The organism is Finegoldia sp. (assembly GCF_046991905.1).
In the GTDB taxonomy this organism is placed as follows: Bacteria; Bacillota; Clostridia; order Tissierellales; family Peptoniphilaceae; genus Finegoldia.
In genome coordinates this window covers 39633-60439 of record NZ_JBKWZF010000006.1, presented here as the reverse complement: position 1 = coordinate 60439, position 20807 = coordinate 39633, and the positions used below count along the sequence as shown (strand labels likewise).

The window sequence follows — 20807 nt, the reverse complement described above, 5'->3', positions numbered from 1 at the left end:
TTGAAATATACTAACTTAGTATAGGAATATGGAGGGATAAAATGAAAATCCACATGGGATTAGATGTAGGTTCAACTACTGTCAAGCTTGTCATTATAAATGAAAACTACGAAATTTTATTTCAAGAATACACTAGACATCGTTCTGACATAGAAGAAACTACCAAAAATGTTCTTAAACAAGCATACGATTCACATCCAGAGTTCAAAAACAGCGATTGTACAATTATGGTCACTGGAAGTGGCGGAATGTATGTTGAAGATAATTTGAATATCGAATTTATACAAGAAGTTGTAGCTGGTACTACAGCTATAAAAAAATATATCCCTAATGCTGATGTGTGTATTGAGCTTGGGGGAGAAGACAGTAAGATAACTTATTTAAAAGGAAACGTAGAACAAAGAATGAATTCCATCTGCGCAGGTGGAACTGGAGCATTCATAGACCAAATGGCAGCTTTGTTAAAGACGGATGCATCTGGTCTTAACGAATTAGCCAAAGATTACAAGAAAATATTTTCGATTGCAAGTAGATGCGGTGTATATGCAAAAACTGACATTCAAGCTTTGATCAACCAGGGCGCAACAAAAGAAGACATGGCAGTTAGTGTATTCCAATCTGTTGTCAATCAAACAATATCAAATCTTGCTTGTGGTAGACCTATTGAAGGAAATATCGTATTTTTGGGTGGGCCACTTTATTTCTTATCAGAATTAAGAAATAGATTCATCACAACACTAGATGATGGTGTCAACACATTCTACAGTCCTGAAAATGCTCAAGTATTTGTGGCATTGGGAGCAGCTATTGCATCAATGGATGAAGAGTCTGTAAAATACGAGGATTTGTTGAACAGATCTTATGACAAAAAGCAAAAAATTAGCGATGAGTTAATACTTGAGCCATTATTTAAAAATGAGAAAGAAAAAAAAGAATTTTACGAAAATCACAAGAAATCAAACGTGAAATTCAAAAATCTTTACGAAGTACAAGGAAACTTATATTTGGGGATTGATGCGGGCTCAACTACTAGTAAAATTGTAGTAATTGATGAAGATTGCAACATTGTTTACGATTTTTATGCGAATAACCAAGGAAATCCACTTGATTTAGTTAAGGAACAATTATCTGTAATTTATTCTAAACTAAATGATAACCAAAAAATTGCAAGTAGTGGTATAACAGGTTATGGTGAAGATTTTATAAAACAAGCTTTGTCGGTCGACTTTGGTGAAGTAGAGACAATAGCACATTTGACTGCTGCTAGATATTTTGATCCAGATGTTGATTTTGTTTTGGATATTGGCGGTCAAGACATGAAAGCTATGCATGTAAATGATGGAATAATTGATTCTATTCAATTGAACGAAGCGTGTTCTTCTGGTTGCGGATCATTTATTGAAACCTTTGCTCATAGTTTGAATTTATCTGTACAAGAATTTCAACAAAAAGCACTTGAATCAAAAAATCCTGTGGATTTAGGTTCAAGATGTACAGTTTTTATGAATTCGAAAGTAAAACAAGCACAAAAAGAAGGCGCCAGTGTCAGCGATATTGCAGCGGGTTTGTGTTATTCAGTAATCAAAAACGCAATCCAAAAAGTTATCAAACTTAGAGATCCATCAAAATTAGGTGAACATATCGTAGTTCAAGGTGGTACATTCTACGGTGATGCGATACTAAGAGCTTTCGAAAAAATTACAGGTAAAGTTCCTACAAGGCCAAATATTTCGGGACTTATGGGAGCTATGGGAATGGCGTTGATTGCAAAAGAAAAATCAACAGGATATTCTACGATTTTATCTGAGGATGAACTTGAAAAATTTGAATATACTCAAGAACAAGCAGAATGTAAATATTGTTCTAACCATTGCAAATTGACGATAAATAAATTTGCAAATGGCAAAAAGTTTGTTACTGGAAATAGATGCGAAAGAGGAGCTGGAATTAGTCTTAATAAAAAAGACAAGCTTCCAAATATGTACGAATATAAAAACAAGAGATTATTTGGATATAAGAGCATTCCAGAAGATAAAGCAAGAGCGACTGTAGGAATTCCTAGAGTGTTGAATATGTACGAAAATTATCCGTTCTGGCATACATTCTTCACGAATTTAGGATACAGAGTTGTATTGTCTTCTAAATCATCAAGAGAAATTTACGAAAAAGGTATATCTTCGATTACAAGTGAAACATGTTGTTATCCAGCAAAATTAGTTCACGGTCACATTAAAGATTTGTTAGAAAAAAATGTCGATATGATATTCTACCCTTCAGTATTTTTTGAAAAACAAGAATACGACAAGGCTAATAACCATATAAATTGCCCAGTCGTAACAGGATATCCAGAAGTGATTAAGAACAATGTCGATGGATTGAAAAATACAAAATACTTCAACCCATTCATTTCATTCCAAGATAAGAATAAATTAAAAAAACGACTAATAGATGAATTAAAAGAACTAAGACTTTCAGATAAGGATATATCTAATAGTGTTGATGTAGCATGGGATGAGCTTGAAAAATACAGAAAAGATGTAAAAATCGAAGGCAAGAAGTCTTTGGCTAAAATTCGTGAAATGGGTAAAAAAGCAATCGTATTAGCTGGTAGGCCATATCATGTGGATTCAGAAATCAACCACGGAATTCCTGAACTTATCACATCCCTTGGACTAGGAGTTTTATCTGAAGATTCCATAATTGACTACGAAGATGATGTCGACAGTGATTTAAGAGTTTTGGATCAATGGGTATACCATTCAAGACTTTACAGAGCGGCAGAAATTGTCGGAAATAGTGAGGATTTGGAAATGGTTCAACTAAATTCATTTGGATGTGGAATTGACGCAGTAACTACAGACCAAGTTAATGAAATTTTGTCTGCTAAAGGAAAAATTTACACTGTATTAAAGATAGATGAAATCAGCAACCTAGGTGCTGTTAAAATAAGAATTAGATCTTTGATTCAAGCACTTGAAAAGAAGAACTTCATTCCAAATGTGAAGAAATCATATCACGTCGAAAAAGTTGAATTCACTAAGAAAATGAAAGAAGAATACACAATTCTTGCACCACAAATGGCTCCGGATCATTTTGAAATAATGGAATCATTATTCAAAGATAATGGCTACAAGGTTGAATTTTTGAAAGATGTAAATTCAAAAGTTATCGACGAAGGATTAAAATATGTAAACAATGACGCTTGTTACCCTTCAATTACCGTTGTAGGTCAAATGATGGAAGCTATAAATTCTGGAAGATATGATACTGACAAGCTAGCTTTATTAATGAGTCAAACTGGAGGAGCTTGCAGAGCAAGTAACTATGTTGGATTTATAAGAAAAGCATTAAAAGAAGCAGGTTATGAAAATATTCCAGTGATTGCTATTTCATGGCAAAACATCGAAACAAACGAAGGATTTAACCTTTCTCCATTGGTTTTACAAAAGATGATTGTTGCAGTATTGTACGGAGATTTGATTATGAGATTATCAAATTTCACCAGAGCATACGAAAAAGAAAAACAAACAGATATGTTAAAACAAAAATGGATTGAAGAATGTCAAAAGAGAGTTTTGAAATCAAGTTCAAAACTATTCAGACAAACTGTCGATGAAATTATAGGAGATTTCTCTAAAATTGAACTTTTGGATATCAAAAAACCAAAAGTTGGTATTGTAGGAGAAATTCTAGTAAAATATCTTCCTCAAGCTAACAATAATTTGCAAGATTTATTAGAAAAAGAAGGCTGTGAAGTTGTTATGCCTGATTTGACAGATTTTGTGCTTTATTGTTTGAGAAATGAATACCATAAGGGAAACTTCTTATCCAAATCAAAATTCACAGGATTTATGTGCAACATGGGAGTAAATTTAATTGAACACTATAGAAAATACATCAGAAGTCAATTAATAAAGTCGAAGTTTACTCATCCACTAAAAATACAAGAATTAGAAGATTACGCACAAGAAGTTGTATCACTTGGAAATCAATATGGTGAGGGATGGTTATTAACGGCTGAAATGATAGAATTAATTCACATAAATGCCAATAATATTGTGTGCATACAACCTTTTGGTTGTCTTCCTAACCATATTACAGGAAAAGGCGTTATCAAAAAAATTAGACAATTGTATCCGCAAGCAAATATCATTCCTATTGATTACGATCCTGGTGCAAGTGAAGTTAACCAAATCAACAGAATTAAGCTTATGCTTTCGCAAGCAAAAGAGAAAATTAGTAACTAAAACTTACAAAAAATCAAAATTAGTGTAAATTTTCATTGTTTTTGATATAATTAAATAAGTGTTATGACAAAGCACCGGTATATCCGTGTGCTTTGTTCATTAAGAAAGTAATTGGAGGAAAGAATGAAGAAAAGAGCTGTTATTGTCTTTTTTATTTCGCTAGCACTATTTTTAGGGGGATATTTTGGTGCTGGTAAATTTTTGGGAAGCTTAAAAACAACTGGCTCTGATATTAAAGGCGATGAATTAGGAAAAAATAACGTAATTGAACAAAATATACCAGATGAATTTTTATTTGTATTATTAGGCATTGATAAAGAAGTAAGCACAACGGATCATCAAAGATCTGATACGATAATGGTTTGCAAAGTTAATTTTAATTCGGGAAATGTTGACATATTATCTGTACCGAGAGATACACAAATTAGATTAAATGGCAATATTCACAAAGTAAATGCAGCACACGCGTATGAAGGTCCAAAAGGATCTTTGAAAGCGTTGAGAGATTTACTGGGAATAGATTTAGATTATTATGTTGAAGTTGATTTTGATAGTGTTGAACATATTGTAGATGCTATGGGAGGGGTTGAGGTTGATTCTCCAGTAGAAATTAATCTTCCTACAATAAAAATGCATATTCCAAAAGGAAAATCTAAGCTAAATGGAGCTGAAGCGTTGCAATATGTAAGAGCTCGTCATCCACTTGGAGGATCAGATGAAGCTAGAATTGAAAATCAACACTACTTCATAAAAACATTATTGGATCAATTATTGAGCCCATCGAATATTACGAAAATGCCAAAGATGGTTGATATTTTCAAAAAAGATGTAAAGACAAACATTCCGTTGGGAGATATGACTGCTTATCTGACAAAACTTCCTAACTTTTCATCTAGCAAAATACATAGCTATATACTTCCAGGAGAATACAAGGATGATGGAATAAGTTGGTATATGGCTGATGAAGAAAAATTACCAGAAATTGTAGACAGATTATTTGCTGAATACAAACTGGACGATACTATCACTAATCATGACAATAAAGAAGATGAGGAAGAATCTCAAAATAATTAGTGGTTTTGTTTTTGGGAGGTATGTTTGTGGAAAGAAAGCAAGAACACATTGAAAATTATTTGAAATCTGAATATAAGGGCAATAATTTATTGGATTGTGTGTATTTGGAACACACATCTCTACCTGAAATTGATTTAAATGATGTTGATTTATCTATGGAATTTAACGGTAAAAAAATCGACTATCCATTTATGATAAACGCAATGACAGGTGGGGGAGATTCCTGCTGTGACATAAATGAAGATTTGGCTAGATTGTGTAAGACATTCAATATTCCAATGGCAGTTGGTAGTCAAAAAATTGCGCTTGTTGAACCAGAAGCAATCGAAAGTTTTGAACTTGTACGAGAAAATTTGACAAAGAATGAAAATATAGTAATAGGAAATCTTTCTGCAAGAGAAAGCTTAGAATCCGTTAAGAAATCCATTAAAATGATTGATGCTGACATGTTTGGTCTGCACCTCAATCCGATTCAAGAGTTGATAATGGAAGAAGGAGACAGAGAATTTACAGGTATCAAAGATAATATTAAAAATATTATTCAAAATACAGATATCCCAATAATTGTAAAAGAAGTGGGATATGGAATGAACAAAAAAACTGTAAATGAGCTGTACGATTTAGGTGTTAGATACATCGATATAGCTGGATTTGGAGGAACAAATTTTTCTGAAATAGAAGATAACAGAAGGTTTGATATGGAATTTTCTGAGTTTTATTGTTGGGGAATTCCAACGGCGAAAATATTAATAGACTTACAAGATAAACCAGATGATTTGTTTTTGATTGCAAGTGGAGGAATTAGAACATCCATAGATATAGTAAAAGCATTGGTACTTGGTGCTGATATGACTGCTATGAGTGGGGAAGTGCTATCTTATCTAATGCATGGTGGTTACGAATTCGCTAAGGAATTTTTGGATAGCTTAATATATAAGTTGAAGATGCTTATGGTAATGCTTGGAGCAAAGAACATAAGTGAATTGCGTAATATAGACTACAAAGTATTTGGTAAATTAAAAGAAATTACAGAATAAAAAAGTCATACAAATTTGATTTTATTATCAAACTTGTATGACTTTTTTAAATGTATTTTTCTACTCTTTTTGTAACAAAACTAAAAAGCAATGCTTTCAAAATATCTCCAGGCAAGAAAACTATCATACCTGTAAATAATAATTTCCATAAATCGAATTGCTTGTCGGATAATTTGAAAAATACTCCCATGTACACGACTCCAAAAGCATAGATTATTAAAGATGAAATCATGAACATAATAAATAAATTAAAATTAGATAAGTTTTGTTTTTTGTATTTTACATAAAAAGTCTGTGCCAAAAACCCTAATATATAACCAAAACTTGGTGAGAATATTGCTTGTAGTCCACCTTTTCCTCCAGCAAAAACGGGAAGACCGATAAGTCCTAGTGCAATATACAACAAAACAGACATATTTGAATATTTTTTACTCAAATAATATCCAGATGCTATTGCAAACAAACTTTGCAGCGATATAGGAACTGGGAATAATGGAATTATTATATAAGATCCGATTATTATTAACGCACTAAATAGAGCGATTTTTATGAGTTCTTTAGTATTGATGCTTTTACTCATCTTGCTTTTCTCTCATATCTTCTCTGTAATTTGCCATTACTTTGTGGAAAATTTCTCCAGATGTTGGTGGTGTATAAGTTAAAGCATTTGCTCCGGCATTTATTGTATCCATAATATTTTGTTCATTGTCACCACCTGTTGCAATTATTGGAAATTCGTATCCGACTTTTTTTCTGATTTCTTCGACTAAGAAAGCTGTTTTCTTTCCTCCAGATACATTTAAAATCGCAGCACCGGAATTTATTTTGCCTTCGATATCATCGTATGCAGATACAATTGTAGCAACAATAGGAATATCCAACACTTTTTTCATTTCTACTATCGTGTCATTTTTCATAGGAGCATTGACAATTACTCCATAAGCGCCTAACATTTCAGCTTGCAATGCAATGTTTACACTTCTAATTCCTGAAGTAATTCCGCCGCCAACTCCCGCAAAAACTGGCAGGCTAGAAGACATTATAATAGCATTTGTGATTGATAATGTAGGTGTAAAAGGATATACTGCCATTATTGCGTGTCCATTTGTGTTATTTATTATCGCTATGTCTGTTGTGAAGACAAGAGTTTTAATTCTTTTTCCTAAAACTGTTATGCCAGATGCTTTATACATTGCCTCTGGAATATGTACTAATCTATGTCTCAAATTTGATTCTACTTCTGGTATATATTTCTTTTCCATAAGATGCCTCCTTAAAAATGAATTTCATATTTATATTATAATAGATAAGTGGATTAAGGCAAACGAAAATCTCAAAAAAAATATTTGATTAATTTGTTGTAATTGTTACTAAATTATGGTAATATATATAAGTAAATCCTTGCTCCGGATAGGAGCCAAATAGACCACAAGGAGGTGTCATATGAATAAATATGAATTAGTGCTAATCTTTAAGCCAGAATTATCAGAAGAAGACAGAAATACTGTATTTTCAAGAATTCAACAAGTTATCGACGAAAATGGTAAACTTGAAGAAGTTCACGATTGGGGAAAAAGAAAATTAGCTTATGAAATCAACTACATCAAAGAAGGTTACTATTATATTGTAAACTTCGATTTGGATCCACAATTTGTTAAGGAAATCGAAAGAAGATGTAGATTATTCGACCAAATCATTAGATACATGGTTGTTAGAGTTGACGAACAATAATCGTTAAGAGGAGGAAATGTTTTGAATAATGTTAGTTTGATGGGTAGATTGACAAGAGACCCTGAAGTTAGATATTCAGCTAATACTCAATTAGCCAACGCTAGATTTAGTGTTGCTGTAGATAGAAGATTATCTAAAGAAAAAAGAATGGAAGCTGAAAACAACAATCAACCAACTGCAGATTTTATCAATTGCGTAGCTTTCGGTAGAACGGCAGAAGTTATTGGACAATATTTCCACAAAGGAAATAGAATTGCTGTGACAGGTCACATTCAAACAGGATCTTATGAAAACCAACAAGGACAAAGAATTTATACGACTGATGTAATTGTCGATCAATTTGATTTTGTTGAATCAAGTGGTTCACAATCAAATGCAGGTAACTATCAAGGTTACAACAACAATAACCAATCATTAAACAATAATTCTTTCCAAAACAACAATTTCCAAAATTCAAACGATATTCATAAGAGTAATGATGATTTCGGAATGGGAGACAATGCAGTTCCAACTGATGTTGATGAACTTCCATTCTAAAAGTAGGAGGTTTTAAAGATATGCAAAGAAGATTTAGACCTAGAAAAAAGATAGATCCATTCCAAAAGGATAAAACAAAAGTTATTGATTACAAAGATGTAAACATGCTTAAAAATTATATCAGTGAAAGAGGTAAAATTTTACCAAGAAGAGTAACTGGTTTAAATGCAAAACATCAAAGACAAATAACTGACGCTATCAAAAAAGCTAGACAAGTTGCACTATTACCATACAGTGCTGAATAAGAAATAATTAAGCTACCTTGATGGTAGCTTTTTTTACATATAAGGAGAAGAAAATGAGTTTAAAAATAGAGAAGACTACAAACCCAAAACAAAAATATTTAAGCAGTGATGAATTAGAATTTGGTAAAATTTTTACTGACCATATGTTTATTATGGACTATGATATAGAAAAAGGATGGCATGATGAAAGAATTGTTTCTTATCAAAATATTTGTCTTGATCCATCTGCTATGGTTTTTCATTACGGACAAACTGTTTTCGAAGGAATGAAAGCTTATAAAAACAATGGAAAAGTATATTTGTTTAGACCTTTAGAAAACTTAAAAAGATTAAATAAAAGTAATGATAGATTGTGTATTCCACAAATCGATGAAGAAAAAGTTTTGGAATATTTGTACAAGTTTGTAGATTTAGAAAGAGATTGGATACCTGAGGAAGAGGGTTGTTCATTGTATATAAGACCTTTCATAATTGCAACTGATGCACAATTGGGAGTAAAGGTTAGTAGTCAATACAAACTTATTATAATTGCTTCTCCAAGTGGTTCATATTACAAAAATGGATTGAATCCTGTTAGTATTTATGTTGAAAAAGAGTATGTAAGAGCTGTAAGAGGCGGAATGGGAATGGCAAAAACTGGCGGTAATTACGCTGCTAGTATGAAAAGTCAAGACATCGCACATGAAAAGGGATACTCACAAGTATTGTGGTTAGATGGTGTTGAGAGAAAATACATCGAAGAAGTAGGAGCTATGAATATTTTCTTTGTATTAAAAGACAAAGTTATAACTCCAATGATTAATGGAAGCATTTTGGAAGGAATAACTAGAAAATCTGTAATCGAATTACTAAGACACGAAGGAATGGAAGTTTGTGAAGAAAGAATTTCGATTGAGGATATTGTAGATTACTACAAAAAAGGAGAGCTTTTGGAAATATTTGGAACGGGAACAGCTGCTGTAATCAGTCCTGTGGGTAAGCTCTTGTATGATGGATATGAAATGGAAGTTAATGCTGGAAAAATCGGAGAAATTAGCCTTCATGTTTATGAAACTTTGACTGATTTACAATTTGGAAAAATAAAAGACGATTTTAATTGGAGAGTTGAGATTTAAACGTCAAAAGTTAATTGGTAGATATTTTTATTTTGTATTTATGATATAATAGATACGATAAAAAATATTTATCAGAGGAGTTAGAATGAATAAATACAGAAATATCGTATTAGGGATTTTAGATGCTCTAATTATTAATATATCGTATATTGTAGGATTACTTTTAAGATTTGATGGACAAGTACCAGCAAGATATATGGGTTATTACTTTAAATACGCGGCTATAGTTACTATAATACAAATTTTGATACTTTTTATTTTCAAAATGTACAAGGTAATGTGGAGATATGCGACATTTGAAGATTACCTTAAAGCTGGAGTATATACTGCTATTGCAAGTGGTGTGTCGTCGTTGTTTTTGATTGTTGCAAAATCAACACTTCCAAGGTCAAGTTTCTTGATTGCACTTGTTTTTGAAGTTGTTTTAATCTTGATAGTTCGTATGATTGCTAGAACTCAAACGGATAAAAAATCTACACCAGAAAACAATGTCGAAGGTCAAGTAAATTCTATGGTAATCGGTGCAGGAGCAGCAGGAGTTTTGGTAGTTCGCGAAATGCTTAAACATCCCGAAATGAAATCTACGCCAGTATGCATATTAGATGATGACAATACTAAAATAAATAAAAGCATATCATCGGTACCTGTAGTTGGAAGCACAAAAGATATCGTTGAAAAAGCAAAAGAATACAACATTGAAGAAATAGTACTAGCTATTCCAACAATAGATTCAGAACGAAAAAAACAAATTCTAAATGAATGTGAAAAACTAAATGCCAAGGTTAAAATAATGCCTGGATATTATGAATTCATAGATTCTAAAATGGATTTGAAAGATTTAAGGGATGTTCAAATCGAAGATTTGCTTGGTCGTGATCAAGTGGTTTTGGACAAGAAAATTCTAAATGAATTTTTGACCGATAAAGTTGTGATGGTTACTGGCGCAGGAGGATCTATTGGTAGTGAACTTTGTAGACAAATTTTAAGATACAAACCAAAAAAATTGGTCATGATTGATATCTACGAAAATACTACTTATGATATACAAAATGAAATTTTAAGAAATGATCATGATGCACCTATTGATGTTATTATAGAGTCTATAAGAAACTTCGATAGAATGAACGCTATATTTGGAATTCACAAACCAGATGTAGTATTTCATGCAGCAGCTCATAAACATGTTCCTTTAATGGAACATTCACCACAAGCAGCAGTCCTTAACAATGTATTTGGTACAAAAAACATTATAGATTGTTGCGATATTCATAACGTTAAGAAATTTGTTTTGATATCCACAGATAAGGCGGTTAATCCGACATCAGTAATGGGATGCACTAAGAGAATATGTGAGCTTTTAGTTCAATCCAAAAACCAAATCTCAAAGACAGAATATGTTGCGGTTAGATTTGGAAATGTTCTTGGATCAAATGGTTCAGTAATTCCACTATTCAAAAAGCAAATTCAAGAAGGTGGACCAGTTACTGTTACTCATAAGGATATTATCAGATATTTCATGACAATACCTGAAGCTTGCCAATTGGTTATGCAAGCAGGTGCTATGGCTGAAGGTGGGGAAATATTTGTATTAGATATGGGAGATCCTGTAAAAATAGTAGATTTGGCGAAAAAACTTATCAAATTATCTGGTTTAGAATTAGACAAAGACATCAAGATAGAATTTACAGGACTTAGACCAGGAGAAAAACTTTACGAAGAAACTTTAATAGAAGCGAACAATATAAGCAAGACAAAATATGATATGATATTTGTAGAAGAACCGGTGGTTCACGATATTGATAAATTATCTAACGATTTAGTAGATTTGAAGAAAACTACTGAACAAAACTCTAAGTTAGTAATTGTAAATCAGTTACAAAAAATCGTACCAAATTATACTCCGGATGTAGAACATCAATAAGAGAGGTGGAATATGGCTGATAATAGAAAAAAATCAAGTTATAGTGATATTAATAAAAAATACGATTTTTCAAGCGGAAGAGTTTCGGAAAGCGAAATGAGACGCAGAAAGAAAAATGCCGAAAAAAATCGTAGAGAAATGAGAAGACAAAGAAATAGCTACAACCACGAACAGGATATGGGCAAAACAATAGTTTTGACTCCAGAAATGGTTGAAATGGAAAGAAAAAGAATAGCTAGACAAAAAAGACTAGCTAGAAAGAAAAAGCTGATGCGTAGAAGAATTATATTGGCTATTGTGGCAATAGTTTTGATACTTTTGATTATTTTTGCAGTGAAAAAAGTAGCTAACAAAGATAAAGCAAAACCGCAACCTCAAACATCTATTACTAACCAAACACCAGTAAAACCACAACCAGTTGTTCAATCTTTGGTGAAATTCTCAATGACTAATAAAATGACAAATTTATACGAAAAGGGCGAAAAAGTATCCACTGTGCTTGAACAAGTTCCTAACAACTCTTATGTAAAATACTACTCCGACCAAGGAGATTTTTCGTATGTTGTGTATAATGGCAAAAAAGGATATATCTTAAAATCTGATTTGTCTGATATACAAAACAAAAATCAATTCAAAGTAATCAAGGGAGTTTTAATCGTAAATAGCGATTATACATTGCCTTCAGATTATGACCCAGGAATTGACGAAGATGCTCGTAAGTCTTTCACATTGATGGTTAATGATGCAAATAAAGATAGTATAATTTTGAGAAGTGTAAGCGACTACAGATCATTTGAGCAACAATCCAAATTAGAAGATGTAGAAGATGTAAAATTCGTTAAAGCTGGAACATCAGAACATCAAACAGGACTTGCTTATGATTTAATAGGCGAAGACTACACATTAAAATACAAATTAGATTTTTCAAAATCCAAAGAATATAAATGGTTAATGGACAATGCATACAAATACGGTTTTGTTCTAAGATATCCTGAAGGAAAGAAAGATATCACAGGTGTAAGCTTTGCACCATGGCATTTCAGATATGTGGGAATTGATTTGGCAAAAATTCTTCACGATCAAAATCTAACTTTGGAAGAATACCTAAAAGTTGCAGATGAAAATGTATCAAATACTGAAAACAACAAAGAAGATAACGACAAACAAAACGACGAAGATAGAAAGTCCAATAATTCTGAGAACAACTCTGATAGAAATTCAGAAGATAATAATAACTCAAATTCAGAAAATGGTAATAATTCAGACAACGAAAATTCCGAAAGAAAAAGAGATAATCAAAATTCTGAAAATGAACAACAAAATACCAATAGAAATGACAGAGACAACGAAAATAATAGCAACATTGATAACAATAATTAGAGGTGAAATATGATTTATTTAAACAACGAAAATTTTGATGAAGAAGTAATACAAGCAAAGGGAAAAATCTTAGTAGATTTTTATGCAGATTGGTGTGGACCATGCCAAGGACTTGCCCCAATAATTGAAGAAATTGATGAAGAAAACAAAGACGAAAACATCAAAATCTGCAAACTAAATGTAGATGGAGCACAAGAAATTTCAAGAAAATACAAAGTAATGAGTATTCCTACAATCTTAGTATTTGAAGATGGAGAAATCATAAAATCTACTGTAGGTATGGTTGAAAAAGAATATATCTTGGATATGTTAAAATAACAAGTTAAATATTTGAAAGCGAGAACTAATCACAAAAAAGATTAGTTCTTTTTTATAAAAAGCAAAATAAATAATAAAAAAACAAGAAAAGACTTATATTTTTTTAAAAAAGATTATATAATAAGGGTGAGATAGAATATAAAGAAATTGTAAATTTTATGTAAAAATTTACAAATATTCTAAGGTATAAAATTATGGAGGTATAATATGATAAACAAAAAAATAATTAGCGTAGGTGCAGGAATAATAGCTGGAGCTATTGGTGGAAAAGTTTTGAATTCAAAGCTAGCTAAAAAAGCTGCTGTTAGTACAGTTGTTGGAGGATTAAAAGTTAAAGAATCTATTGATAAAACTGTTGAAAATATTAGAATTTCTGCAGAGGATGTTATTGCAGAAGCAAAAGATGTAAAAGAAAGAGAAGAAAAAGAAGAAGCCAAGAAAAACGATGAAAAAGACATCGAAAAAGTAGCTGAAGAACAAGAAGAAAAAACTGAAGAAAAGGTTGAAGATAAAAAAAAGGAAGAAAATAAATAATGAGAGCGTCAATAGCCCACAGAATAAAGGGCAGATGCCGTTTTGTTTATGAAGATAATTTAAAAAAAGAAAATCTTAATAAACTTAAATATTGTATAGAAGAAGTTAGTGGAGTGAGATCATGTAAGATTTCACTTCTTACTAATTCTATTACTGTTAGTTATGATGAAAACTGTGTTTCGAAATTGGCGAAGTTTATTCTTGATTTAGATATGGATACAATTGAGAATACATCAATAGATAATGTGGATTTTCAAGCACAATCAGAAAATGATTTGTTTAATATTCTGAGAAATGCGATGTATCGAAGAATCTTTTTCAAATATATGCTTCCTGCTCCAATCGGAACAGTTGCATTGTTCTTTAGAGCTTATCCGTTCATAAAAAATGGAATTAAATCTTTACTCAATAGAAAACTAAATGTTGAATTGTTGGATGCAACAGCTATTTCAGTATCTCTTGCAACAAGACAATTTGCAGATGCTGCGAATATTATGTTCTTGTTGGGATTAGGTGAAGAAATAGAAGATTATACAATGAAAAAATCTCAAGAAAATTTGGCGCATTCTTTGGCTTTGAATATCGATAATGTATTTGTCATTGAAAATGACGAAAAAATCATTAAAAATATTAAAGATGTTGAAATTGGAGATATTGTCGAAGTTGAAATAGGTAATAGCATTCCTGTTGATGGAAAAGTCATCAATGGTGTTGCCATGGTTAACGAATCTTCATTCACTGGAGAATCAAATCCTGTCAAAAAAACATCGGACAGTGTTGTATTTGCAGGAACTGCAATTGAAGAAGGTTCTATTCTAATCGAAACGGCGAAAAAACACGATGATTCAAGATTATCTCATATTATCAGTTTGATTTCAGAAAGTGAAAAGAACAAGTCACTCGCTCAAAAGAAAGCTGAGAACACAGCTGATAGTCTTGTGAAGTATTCATTTATAGGCGCAGCATTGACTTATTTGTTCACAAGAAATCTTCAAAAAGCTAAGTCGTTCTTAATGGTGGACTTCTCATGTGCATTAAAATTAACTATTCCAATTGCCGTAATGAAGGCGATTAGTCAAGCATCTGAAGAAAAAATCCTTGTAAAGGGCGGAAAATATTTGGAAAACTTGTCTGAAGCAAATACGATTGTGTTTGACAAAACTGGTACGTTGACAAAATCTGAGCCAAGAGTAGTAAAAGTAATAGCTCTCGATAAAATTTCGAAAGATGAGTGTTTAAGAATAGCGGCTTGTCTTGAAGAACATTTCCCACATTCGATTGCTAAAGCTGTGGTTGAACATGCAAAGCATAAAAATTTGAAGCACGAAGAAATGCACTCTAAACCAGAGTATATTGTTGCTCATGGAATCAGAACTAAGATTGTCGACAAGGATGCCTTGATTGGATCTGAACATTTCATTCTTGATGATGAAGGAATAAAAATTAATGATGAAACAAAACAAATTATAGATAAATTAAAAGAAGATTATTCGCTATTGTACTTGGCATTTGCCGGAAGATTAATCGCTGTAATTTGTATTGAAGATCCTCTAAGAGATGAAGCTTTTGATGTTGTAAAATCATTGAGAGATTTGTCGTTTACAAACATCACAATGTTGACAGGAGATGCAGAAAATTCTGCTCACAGTGTTGCTTCACAATTGGATTTGGATTATTATCAATCACAAGTTTTACCTGAAGATAAGCAAAACTATATTTTGCAAGAAAAAGAAAAGGGCAATAAGGTTGTAATGATTGGCGATGGTATCAATGATTCTGTTGCATTATCAAGTGCAGATGTGGGAATTTCAATGCATCAAGGAGCAGATATTGCGAAGGAAATCTCGGATATTTCGATAGGATCAGACAGCTTAGATGGACTTGTTGATGTTGTGAAATTATCAAAAGTAATGAAAAAAAGAATTGATTCTGATTACAGACAAATTGTAGGATTCAATTCAACTTTGATAATATTAGGAGTTATGGGAATATTGACCAATACTTCATCAGCACTTCTTCACAATTTATCTACGGTTATGATTGCTGGTAGAAATATGAAAAAATACAAAATCTAATTTAAATTAAAAAATCTCGTAATCGAAAAATCGGTTACGAGATTTTTGTTTATTAATCTTTAATATTTTGTATACTTTTCGAAAGTATTATCAATTTTTTGCATGATATAATTTATTAAAGTGATTTTAAGGCTTCTATAGCTTTATCGTAATCAGGGTGATTTGTATTTTCTTTTACGTATTCAACGTATTTAACTTCGTTGTTTTCATCTAAAATTACAATACCTCTGTTAAGAAGACGGAATTCTTCCATAACGAAACCATACTTCAAACCAAAATCTAAATCTTTGTGATCGCTTAGGACTAATAGGTTGTCGATTCCTTCAGCTGCACAGAATCTTGATTGTGCAAATGGCAAATCACAGCTAATTGTAAATATAATTGTGTTGTCAAATTCACTAGCTTTTTTATTGAATTCTTTTGTTTGGAATTCACATACTCCAGTATCGATTGATGGTACAACAGAAATTAATTTCTTTTTGCCATCGTAATCAGATAATTTTACTGGTTTCAATTCTGCATTTAAGCAAGTGAAGTCGGAAGCTTTGTCTCCTACGTTTACTTTAGTTCCTAATAATGTTACAGGGTTGTTTGCAAATGTTGTTTCTTGTCTTTTGTCCATGTTATAGACCTCCTTATAATTTTATTCACATGTTTTTATACCCAAAAATTTATTTAAATAAACAAGAGGAGTTGATTTTAATGAGTTTAGCTACTATTATTGTCGTACTGGTTAGTTTTGCGATTCTGGCACTGTTTTTTAAAATTTCATTTAAATTAGGAATGCATGCACTATCTGGATTTGTTGGAATTTTTATTTTAAATATATTTTTAAGTTTAGCAAATCTTCATATTCCATATAATTTAGTTGATATGTTAATTGCTGGAATTTTAGGAATTCCTGGATTGATTATTTTGTGTCTCTATTATTTTGTCTTATAAGATCAACTAATATATTAAATTTGTTGCGAACAAATCACTTATTTGGTATAATTAATAGAGATTTTAGATTACTTAGGAGGAAAATAAATGACTAACTATAAATTAGATATGCAAAAAAGAGATAAAACTGGCTCAAATGCAGTTAAGAAATTAAGAGTAAAAGAAATGATTCCGGGAGTTATTTACGGAAAAGACTTAGAACCAATTAACGTATGTGTTGATGAAAAAGAATTGAGAAAAGTTCATCAAATGGCAGGTACTTCAAGCCTAATAGATGTAAATGTTGATGGTGAAGATCACACTGTAATTATTAAAGATGTTCAAAAACATCCATTCAAAAACAACTATGTGCACGTTGATTTTAAATCAATCAATATGGGTGAAGTTTCTACATTTATTATTCCAGTTGTATTAGAAGGAAGAGATGAAATCAGAGTTCAACCATCAGTATTGATGCAATTATTAGACGAAATCGAAATCGAATGTTTACCAAAGAACTTACCAAACGAAGCTGTAGTATCAGTTATTGATATGCAAATCGGTGACACTTTTGAAGTAAAAGACTTAGATGTATTCAAGAATGCAGACATTAAAGTTCTTGCTGAAGAAACAGAAGCAGTATGTTCATTATCTGAACCAAAAGAAGAAGTAATCGAAGATGATAATGCTGAAGTATCTGCAGATGTTCCAACAGTTGGCGAAACTGAAGAAGAAGACGCAGAATAATAAATAGAAAAAATAAAGCGAGTTAACTCGCTTTTTTTATAGAATAAAATATGTTTATTACTTTTGAAGGTCCAGATGGCAGTGGGAAATCAACTATAATTCAAAAAGTTTATGATTATTTAATAGAAAATGATTATGAAGTAATCAAAACTAGAGAACCTGGCGGAAGTCCTATTGCCGAAAAAATAAGAGATTTGATACTGGACACTGAAAACACGAAGATGGGTTATAGAACAGAAGCTTTATTATATGCAGCTTCTAGGGCACAACATGTTGAAGAAACAATTCTACCAGCACTAAACGAAAATAAAATTGTATTGTGCGATAGATTTCTTATATCTTCACTTGCGTATCAAGGCGTAGGAAGAGATTTGGGAATAGAAAATGTCAGAAAAATAAACGAATTTGCTATTAATGGTGTTTTTCCTGATTTCGTTTTGTTTTTCGATGTGGATCCTATTACTACTTTAAAGAGAAAATCTTCATTGGATACAGCGGATAGACTTGAAAAAGAGGGTAATAATTTCCATGAAAGGGTATATAATGGATATAAGCAAATTCTAAATTCTGAAAAGGATATAGAAATTATTGATGCAACTCAATCTATTGAAGATGTATTTAATCAATGTATTAACGTTTTAAAAAGGAGAAATGTTTTATGAAACTAGTTGTTGCAATTGTTCAAGATCAAGATGTATATAATTTGAATGCAGACCTTACTGAAGCTGGTTTTAGAATTACTAAGTTGGCTTCAACTGGGGGATTTTTGAAGACAGGTAACAGTACTTTGTTGATAGGTACTGAAGATGAAAATGTAGATAAATGTTTGGAAATCATTGAAAATGATTGCAAATCAAGAGAAACTACAACTTCAATGCTTTCTGTTAGTATGCCAGGAACTAACTACATATCATATCCTGTAGAGGTTATGGTAGGTGGAGCTACTGTATTTTTACTAGAAGTAGATAAGTATTTGAGATTTTAGGTGATTTTATGAAACTTATAGTTGTAATTATGGAAGATGATTTGAGTCATATTCTTTCAAAAGAATTGTTGGAGAATAAAATTTCTTCTACTAAATTATCATCAACAGGTGGTTTTTTGAAAAAAGGAAATACTACAATGTTGATAGGTACTGATGTGGAAAAAGAACGATCTATTTTAGATTTGATTAAAAAAGTATGTGACGAAAATGATATTGAGTCTGATAATGAATCAAAGGCTAATATTTTCGTTATGGATTTAGAGGATTTTAAAAAGTTTTAATGTTACCTAAGAACGAAACTTTGATAAATCAAGTTAAGAATAATAAAATTTCTAACCAATATTTGCTATATGGTGAGAATGTAAACGAAATAAATTATGATGCGAAGGCTTTGATATACAATTTGCTTGTTAGTAATTCAAATTTGAAGTTGAAATTTGAAAGGGAGAAACTGTCCGATCTTTTGGTTATTGAACCTGAGAAAAATTCGATAACAATAGATAAGATTAGAGATATTGCAAAGTTTGTATCAACAAAGCCTTTTGAATCTAAAAACAAGGTCGTGTTGATAAAACAGGCCGATTTGATGAGAACAGAGGCTTCGAATGCTCTTTTGAAAAACTTAGAAGAGCCAAAGTCTTTTGTATATTTTATATTACTTACAGACAACAAAAATAAACTTCTCAAAACTATTATTTCCAGGTGTCAAGTTATCAATTATCTAAGTGAAAGAGAAGGAGAAGATTTTGATTACTCAGAGATTTTAGATATATTGGATAAATCTATGGGACAAAATCTTTTGACTATGTTGGATTCAAAGGAATATTTGTCGGGATTTCAAAAAGATTATGATGTTTTATTTGATTTTTTTGTCGAGTTTTATTCGTCTTTTTTAAAGTATGTGAAAACTCACGATGGATCTTCATTAAACCAAGATTTTGTGAAATTGTACAAGAAATATCCAAAGGCTAATGAGAGAATTATCGTGGATACTTTGGACAAGATTGAGTCTGTAAGAGGATATTTTAAAGTTAATGCGAATTTTGAGCTTTCTATGGAAGAGCTTTTATTGTATATAATGGAGGAAAACTATGCTTGATGTAACTGGTGTTAGTTTTAGACAAGCTGGTAAAGTGTATTACTTCGACTCCAATAATTTGAAATACAAGATTGGGGACCACGTTATTGTGGAAACTGCTCGTGGTATTGAATATGGAGTTGTTGTAAAAGAAAATTTTGAAATAAATGAAAAAGAATTATCTTCAGACTTGAAGCCGATTATAAGAATGGCTGATAGCGCTGATGATTATATTTACATGGAAAACAAGAAGAAAGCTAAAGAATCCATCGAAATCTGCAAAGAAAAAGTTGAAGAATTCGGGCTGGATATGAAATTAGTGGACTGTGAATATACATTTGATAATAACAAGGTTATTTTTTATTTTACTTCAGAGGAAAGAGTCGATTTTAGGGAATTAGTAAAGGAATTAGCCAGAATTTTCAAAATCAGAATAGAGTTGAGACAAATTGGAGTGAGAGATCAAGCTAAGATTGCTGGAGGAATTGGCCCATGTGGTCAAAGATGTTGTTGCAATAGATATATGAGAAACTTCAATCCAGTTAGTATCAAAATGGCTAAGGATCAATCTCTATCACTGAATCCTTCAAAAATTAGTGGACTTTGTGGCAGACTTATGTGCTGTTTGAATTATGAGCAGGAAGGATATGAATGCAAATTGAAAAAAATGCCTTATGTAGGTCAAAAAGTTACAACTACAATGGGTGAAGGTGTCGTTACTGAAACGAATACTCTTTTGGAATCCGTAAAAGTTAAAGTGAAAACTGAGGATGAAACTGAAGAATTAGTTCAAATGAATGTAGATGAATTAGTTGATTTCAATAAGTGCGGTGGATGTAATCATAAATGTCAATAAACACTT

General features: G+C 31.6%; 22 protein-coding genes. 19 read left to right on the top strand and 3 right to left on the bottom strand.

What is annotated here, in order from left to right:
• Positions 1–41 precede the first annotated feature (41 nt).
• The 3 genes from ACLUJM_RS04195 to fni all read left to right on the top strand — a co-directional run bounded on the left by ACLUJM_RS04195 (position 42) and on the right by fni (position 6358).
• On the top strand, positions 42–4247 hold the full coding sequence (locus ACLUJM_RS04195; RefSeq protein WP_412412273.1) for an acyl-CoA dehydratase activase-related protein: 4206 nt from the start codon (positions 42–44) through the stop codon (positions 4245–4247).
• 123 nt (positions 4248–4370) lie between these two features.
• Positions 4371–5321, top strand: a complete 951-nt coding sequence (locus ACLUJM_RS04190) for an LCP family protein (RefSeq protein WP_294685056.1) — start codon at positions 4371–4373, stop codon at positions 5319–5321.
• Positions 5322–5347: 26 nt separating this feature from the next.
• Entirely contained in the window at positions 5348–6358 is a 1011-nt protein-coding gene (fni, locus tag ACLUJM_RS04185) for a type 2 isopentenyl-diphosphate Delta-isomerase (RefSeq protein ID WP_294685057.1), read from the top strand.
• A 46-nt stretch (positions 6359–6404) separates the two neighbouring features.
• Here the strand turns inward: fni and ACLUJM_RS04180 are convergent, their stop codons facing one another.
• Entirely contained in the window at positions 6405–6938 is a 534-nt protein-coding gene (locus ACLUJM_RS04180; RefSeq protein ID WP_294685058.1) for a biotin transporter BioY, read from the bottom strand.
• A complete protein-coding gene (locus ACLUJM_RS04175) occupies positions 6931–7620 on the bottom strand; it encodes a hydrolase (protein ID WP_294685059.1) in 690 nt (229 codons plus the stop codon). Before ACLUJM_RS04175 ends, ACLUJM_RS04180 begins: the two co-directional genes overlap by 8 nt.
• Positions 7621–7801: 181 nt before the next feature.
• Between ACLUJM_RS04175 and rpsF the strand changes: the two genes are divergently transcribed.
• The 9 genes from rpsF to ACLUJM_RS04130 all read left to right on the top strand — a co-directional run bounded on the left by rpsF (position 7802) and on the right by ACLUJM_RS04130 (position 16214).
• Positions 7802–8089: a 30S ribosomal protein S6 gene (gene rpsF, locus ACLUJM_RS04170; RefSeq protein ID WP_002835043.1), complete on the top strand. Its 288-nt coding sequence runs from the start codon at positions 7802–7804 to the stop codon at positions 8087–8089.
• Between the two features lie 21 nt (positions 8090–8110).
• On the top strand, positions 8111–8626 hold the full coding sequence (locus ACLUJM_RS04165; RefSeq protein ID WP_294685060.1) for a single-stranded DNA-binding protein: 516 nt from the start codon (positions 8111–8113) through the stop codon (positions 8624–8626).
• 20 nt (positions 8627–8646) lie between these two features.
• On the top strand, positions 8647–8871 hold the full coding sequence (gene rpsR / locus ACLUJM_RS04160) for a 30S ribosomal protein S18 (RefSeq protein ID WP_002835041.1): 225 nt from the start codon (positions 8647–8649) through the stop codon (positions 8869–8871).
• 53 nt (positions 8872–8924) lie between these two features.
• Positions 8925–9986, top strand: coding sequence for a branched-chain amino acid aminotransferase (locus ACLUJM_RS04155; RefSeq protein WP_294685062.1), 1062 nt, complete (start codon positions 8925–8927; stop codon positions 9984–9986).
• An 85-nt stretch (positions 9987–10071) separates the two neighbouring features.
• Entirely contained in the window at positions 10072–11907 is a 1836-nt protein-coding gene (locus ACLUJM_RS04150) for a polysaccharide biosynthesis protein (protein ID WP_294685063.1), read from the top strand.
• Between the two features lie 12 nt (positions 11908–11919).
• A complete protein-coding gene (locus ACLUJM_RS04145; RefSeq protein WP_412412272.1) occupies positions 11920–13287 on the top strand; it encodes a D-alanyl-D-alanine carboxypeptidase family protein in 1368 nt (455 codons plus the stop codon).
• A 9-nt stretch (positions 13288–13296) separates the two neighbouring features.
• Positions 13297–13605, top strand: a complete 309-nt coding sequence (gene trxA, locus ACLUJM_RS04140; RefSeq protein WP_002835037.1) for a thioredoxin — start codon at positions 13297–13299, stop codon at positions 13603–13605.
• A gap of 207 nt (positions 13606–13812) precedes the next feature.
• Positions 13813–14139 (top strand): DUF6110 family protein, encoded by a 327-nt coding sequence (locus ACLUJM_RS04135; RefSeq protein WP_294685067.1) that lies wholly within the window; start codon positions 13813–13815, stop codon positions 14137–14139.
• A complete protein-coding gene (locus tag ACLUJM_RS04130) occupies positions 14139–16214 on the top strand; it encodes a heavy metal translocating P-type ATPase (RefSeq protein WP_294685068.1) in 2076 nt (691 codons plus the stop codon). Before ACLUJM_RS04135 ends, ACLUJM_RS04130 begins: the two co-directional genes overlap by 1 nt.
• A 115-nt stretch (positions 16215–16329) precedes the next feature.
• Here ACLUJM_RS04130 and tpx read toward each other — a convergent pair whose 3' ends face one another.
• On the bottom strand, positions 16330–16836 hold the full coding sequence (gene tpx / locus ACLUJM_RS04125; RefSeq protein ID WP_294685069.1) for a thiol peroxidase: 507 nt from the start codon (positions 16834–16836) through the stop codon (positions 16330–16332).
• Between the two features lie 80 nt (positions 16837–16916).
• Between tpx and ACLUJM_RS04120 the strand changes: the two genes are divergently transcribed.
• From ACLUJM_RS04120 to ACLUJM_RS04090, 7 genes are all read left to right on the top strand, one after another.
• Entirely contained in the window at positions 16917–17156 is a 240-nt protein-coding gene (locus tag ACLUJM_RS04120) for a pro-sigmaK processing inhibitor BofA family protein (RefSeq protein ID WP_294685070.1), read from the top strand.
• An 87-nt stretch (positions 17157–17243) separates the two neighbouring features.
• On the top strand, positions 17244–17882 hold the full coding sequence (locus ACLUJM_RS04115) for a 50S ribosomal protein L25 (RefSeq protein ID WP_294685071.1): 639 nt from the start codon (positions 17244–17246) through the stop codon (positions 17880–17882).
• Positions 17883–17932: 50 nt separating this feature from the next.
• Positions 17933–18544 carry a dTMP kinase gene (gene tmk, locus ACLUJM_RS04110; RefSeq protein ID WP_294685072.1) on the top strand — a complete coding sequence of 204 codons (612 nt, stop codon included), beginning with the start codon at positions 17933–17935 and terminating at the stop codon, positions 18542–18544.
• Entirely contained in the window at positions 18541–18867 is a 327-nt protein-coding gene (locus ACLUJM_RS04105) for a cyclic-di-AMP receptor (protein WP_002837271.1), read from the top strand. Before tmk ends, ACLUJM_RS04105 begins: the two co-directional genes overlap by 4 nt.
• A gap of 8 nt (positions 18868–18875) precedes the next feature.
• Positions 18876–19148 (top strand): cyclic-di-AMP receptor, encoded by a 273-nt coding sequence (locus ACLUJM_RS04100; RefSeq protein WP_294685073.1) that lies wholly within the window; start codon positions 18876–18878, stop codon positions 19146–19148.
• Entirely contained in the window at positions 19148–19966 is an 819-nt protein-coding gene (locus ACLUJM_RS04095; protein WP_294685074.1) for a DNA polymerase III subunit delta', read from the top strand. The genes ACLUJM_RS04100 and ACLUJM_RS04095 overlap by 1 nt, the downstream gene beginning before the upstream one ends.
• Positions 19959–20801, top strand: coding sequence for a stage 0 sporulation family protein (locus ACLUJM_RS04090; protein ID WP_294685075.1), 843 nt, complete (start codon positions 19959–19961; stop codon positions 20799–20801). The genes ACLUJM_RS04095 and ACLUJM_RS04090 overlap by 8 nt, the downstream gene beginning before the upstream one ends.
• Positions 20802–20807: the final 6 nt, after the last annotated feature.

Coding starts and splice junctions, on each gene's coding strand:
- rpsR (WP_002835041.1), top strand. CDS start 8,647: ATGCAAAGAAGATTTAGACCTAGAAAAAAGATAGATCCATTCCAAAAG.
- ACLUJM_RS04195 (WP_412412273.1), top strand. CDS start 42: ATGAAAATCCACATGGGATTAGATGTAGGTTCAACTACTGTCAAGCTT.
- tmk (WP_294685072.1), top strand. CDS start 17,933: ATGTTTATTACTTTTGAAGGTCCAGATGGCAGTGGGAAATCAACTATA.
- tpx (WP_294685069.1), bottom strand. CDS start 16,836: ATGGACAAAAGACAAGAAACAACATTTGCAAACAACCCTGTAACATTA.
- ACLUJM_RS04120 (WP_294685070.1), top strand. CDS start 16,917: ATGAGTTTAGCTACTATTATTGTCGTACTGGTTAGTTTTGCGATTCTG.
- ACLUJM_RS04175 (WP_294685059.1), bottom strand. CDS start 7,620: ATGGAAAAGAAATATATACCAGAAGTAGAATCAAATTTGAGACATAGA.
- ACLUJM_RS04145 (WP_412412272.1), top strand. CDS start 11,920: ATGGCTGATAATAGAAAAAAATCAAGTTATAGTGATATTAATAAAAAA.
- trxA (WP_002835037.1), top strand. CDS start 13,297: ATGATTTATTTAAACAACGAAAATTTTGATGAAGAAGTAATACAAGCA.
- ACLUJM_RS04180 (WP_294685058.1), bottom strand. CDS start 6,938: ATGAGTAAAAGCATCAATACTAAAGAACTCATAAAAATCGCTCTATTT.
- ACLUJM_RS04105 (WP_002837271.1), top strand. CDS start 18,541: ATGAAACTAGTTGTTGCAATTGTTCAAGATCAAGATGTATATAATTTG.
- ACLUJM_RS04155 (WP_294685062.1), top strand. CDS start 8,925: ATGAGTTTAAAAATAGAGAAGACTACAAACCCAAAACAAAAATATTTA.
- ACLUJM_RS04150 (WP_294685063.1), top strand. CDS start 10,072: ATGAATAAATACAGAAATATCGTATTAGGGATTTTAGATGCTCTAATT.
- ACLUJM_RS04095 (WP_294685074.1), top strand. CDS start 19,148: ATGTTACCTAAGAACGAAACTTTGATAAATCAAGTTAAGAATAATAAA.
- ACLUJM_RS04130 (WP_294685068.1), top strand. CDS start 14,139: ATGAGAGCGTCAATAGCCCACAGAATAAAGGGCAGATGCCGTTTTGTT.
- ACLUJM_RS04135 (WP_294685067.1), top strand. CDS start 13,813: ATGATAAACAAAAAAATAATTAGCGTAGGTGCAGGAATAATAGCTGGA.
- ACLUJM_RS04090 (WP_294685075.1), top strand. CDS start 19,959: ATGCTTGATGTAACTGGTGTTAGTTTTAGACAAGCTGGTAAAGTGTAT.
- rpsF (WP_002835043.1), top strand. CDS start 7,802: ATGAATAAATATGAATTAGTGCTAATCTTTAAGCCAGAATTATCAGAA.
- ACLUJM_RS04100 (WP_294685073.1), top strand. CDS start 18,876: ATGAAACTTATAGTTGTAATTATGGAAGATGATTTGAGTCATATTCTT.
- ACLUJM_RS04190 (WP_294685056.1), top strand. CDS start 4,371: ATGAAGAAAAGAGCTGTTATTGTCTTTTTTATTTCGCTAGCACTATTT.
- ACLUJM_RS04115 (WP_294685071.1), top strand. CDS start 17,244: ATGACTAACTATAAATTAGATATGCAAAAAAGAGATAAAACTGGCTCA.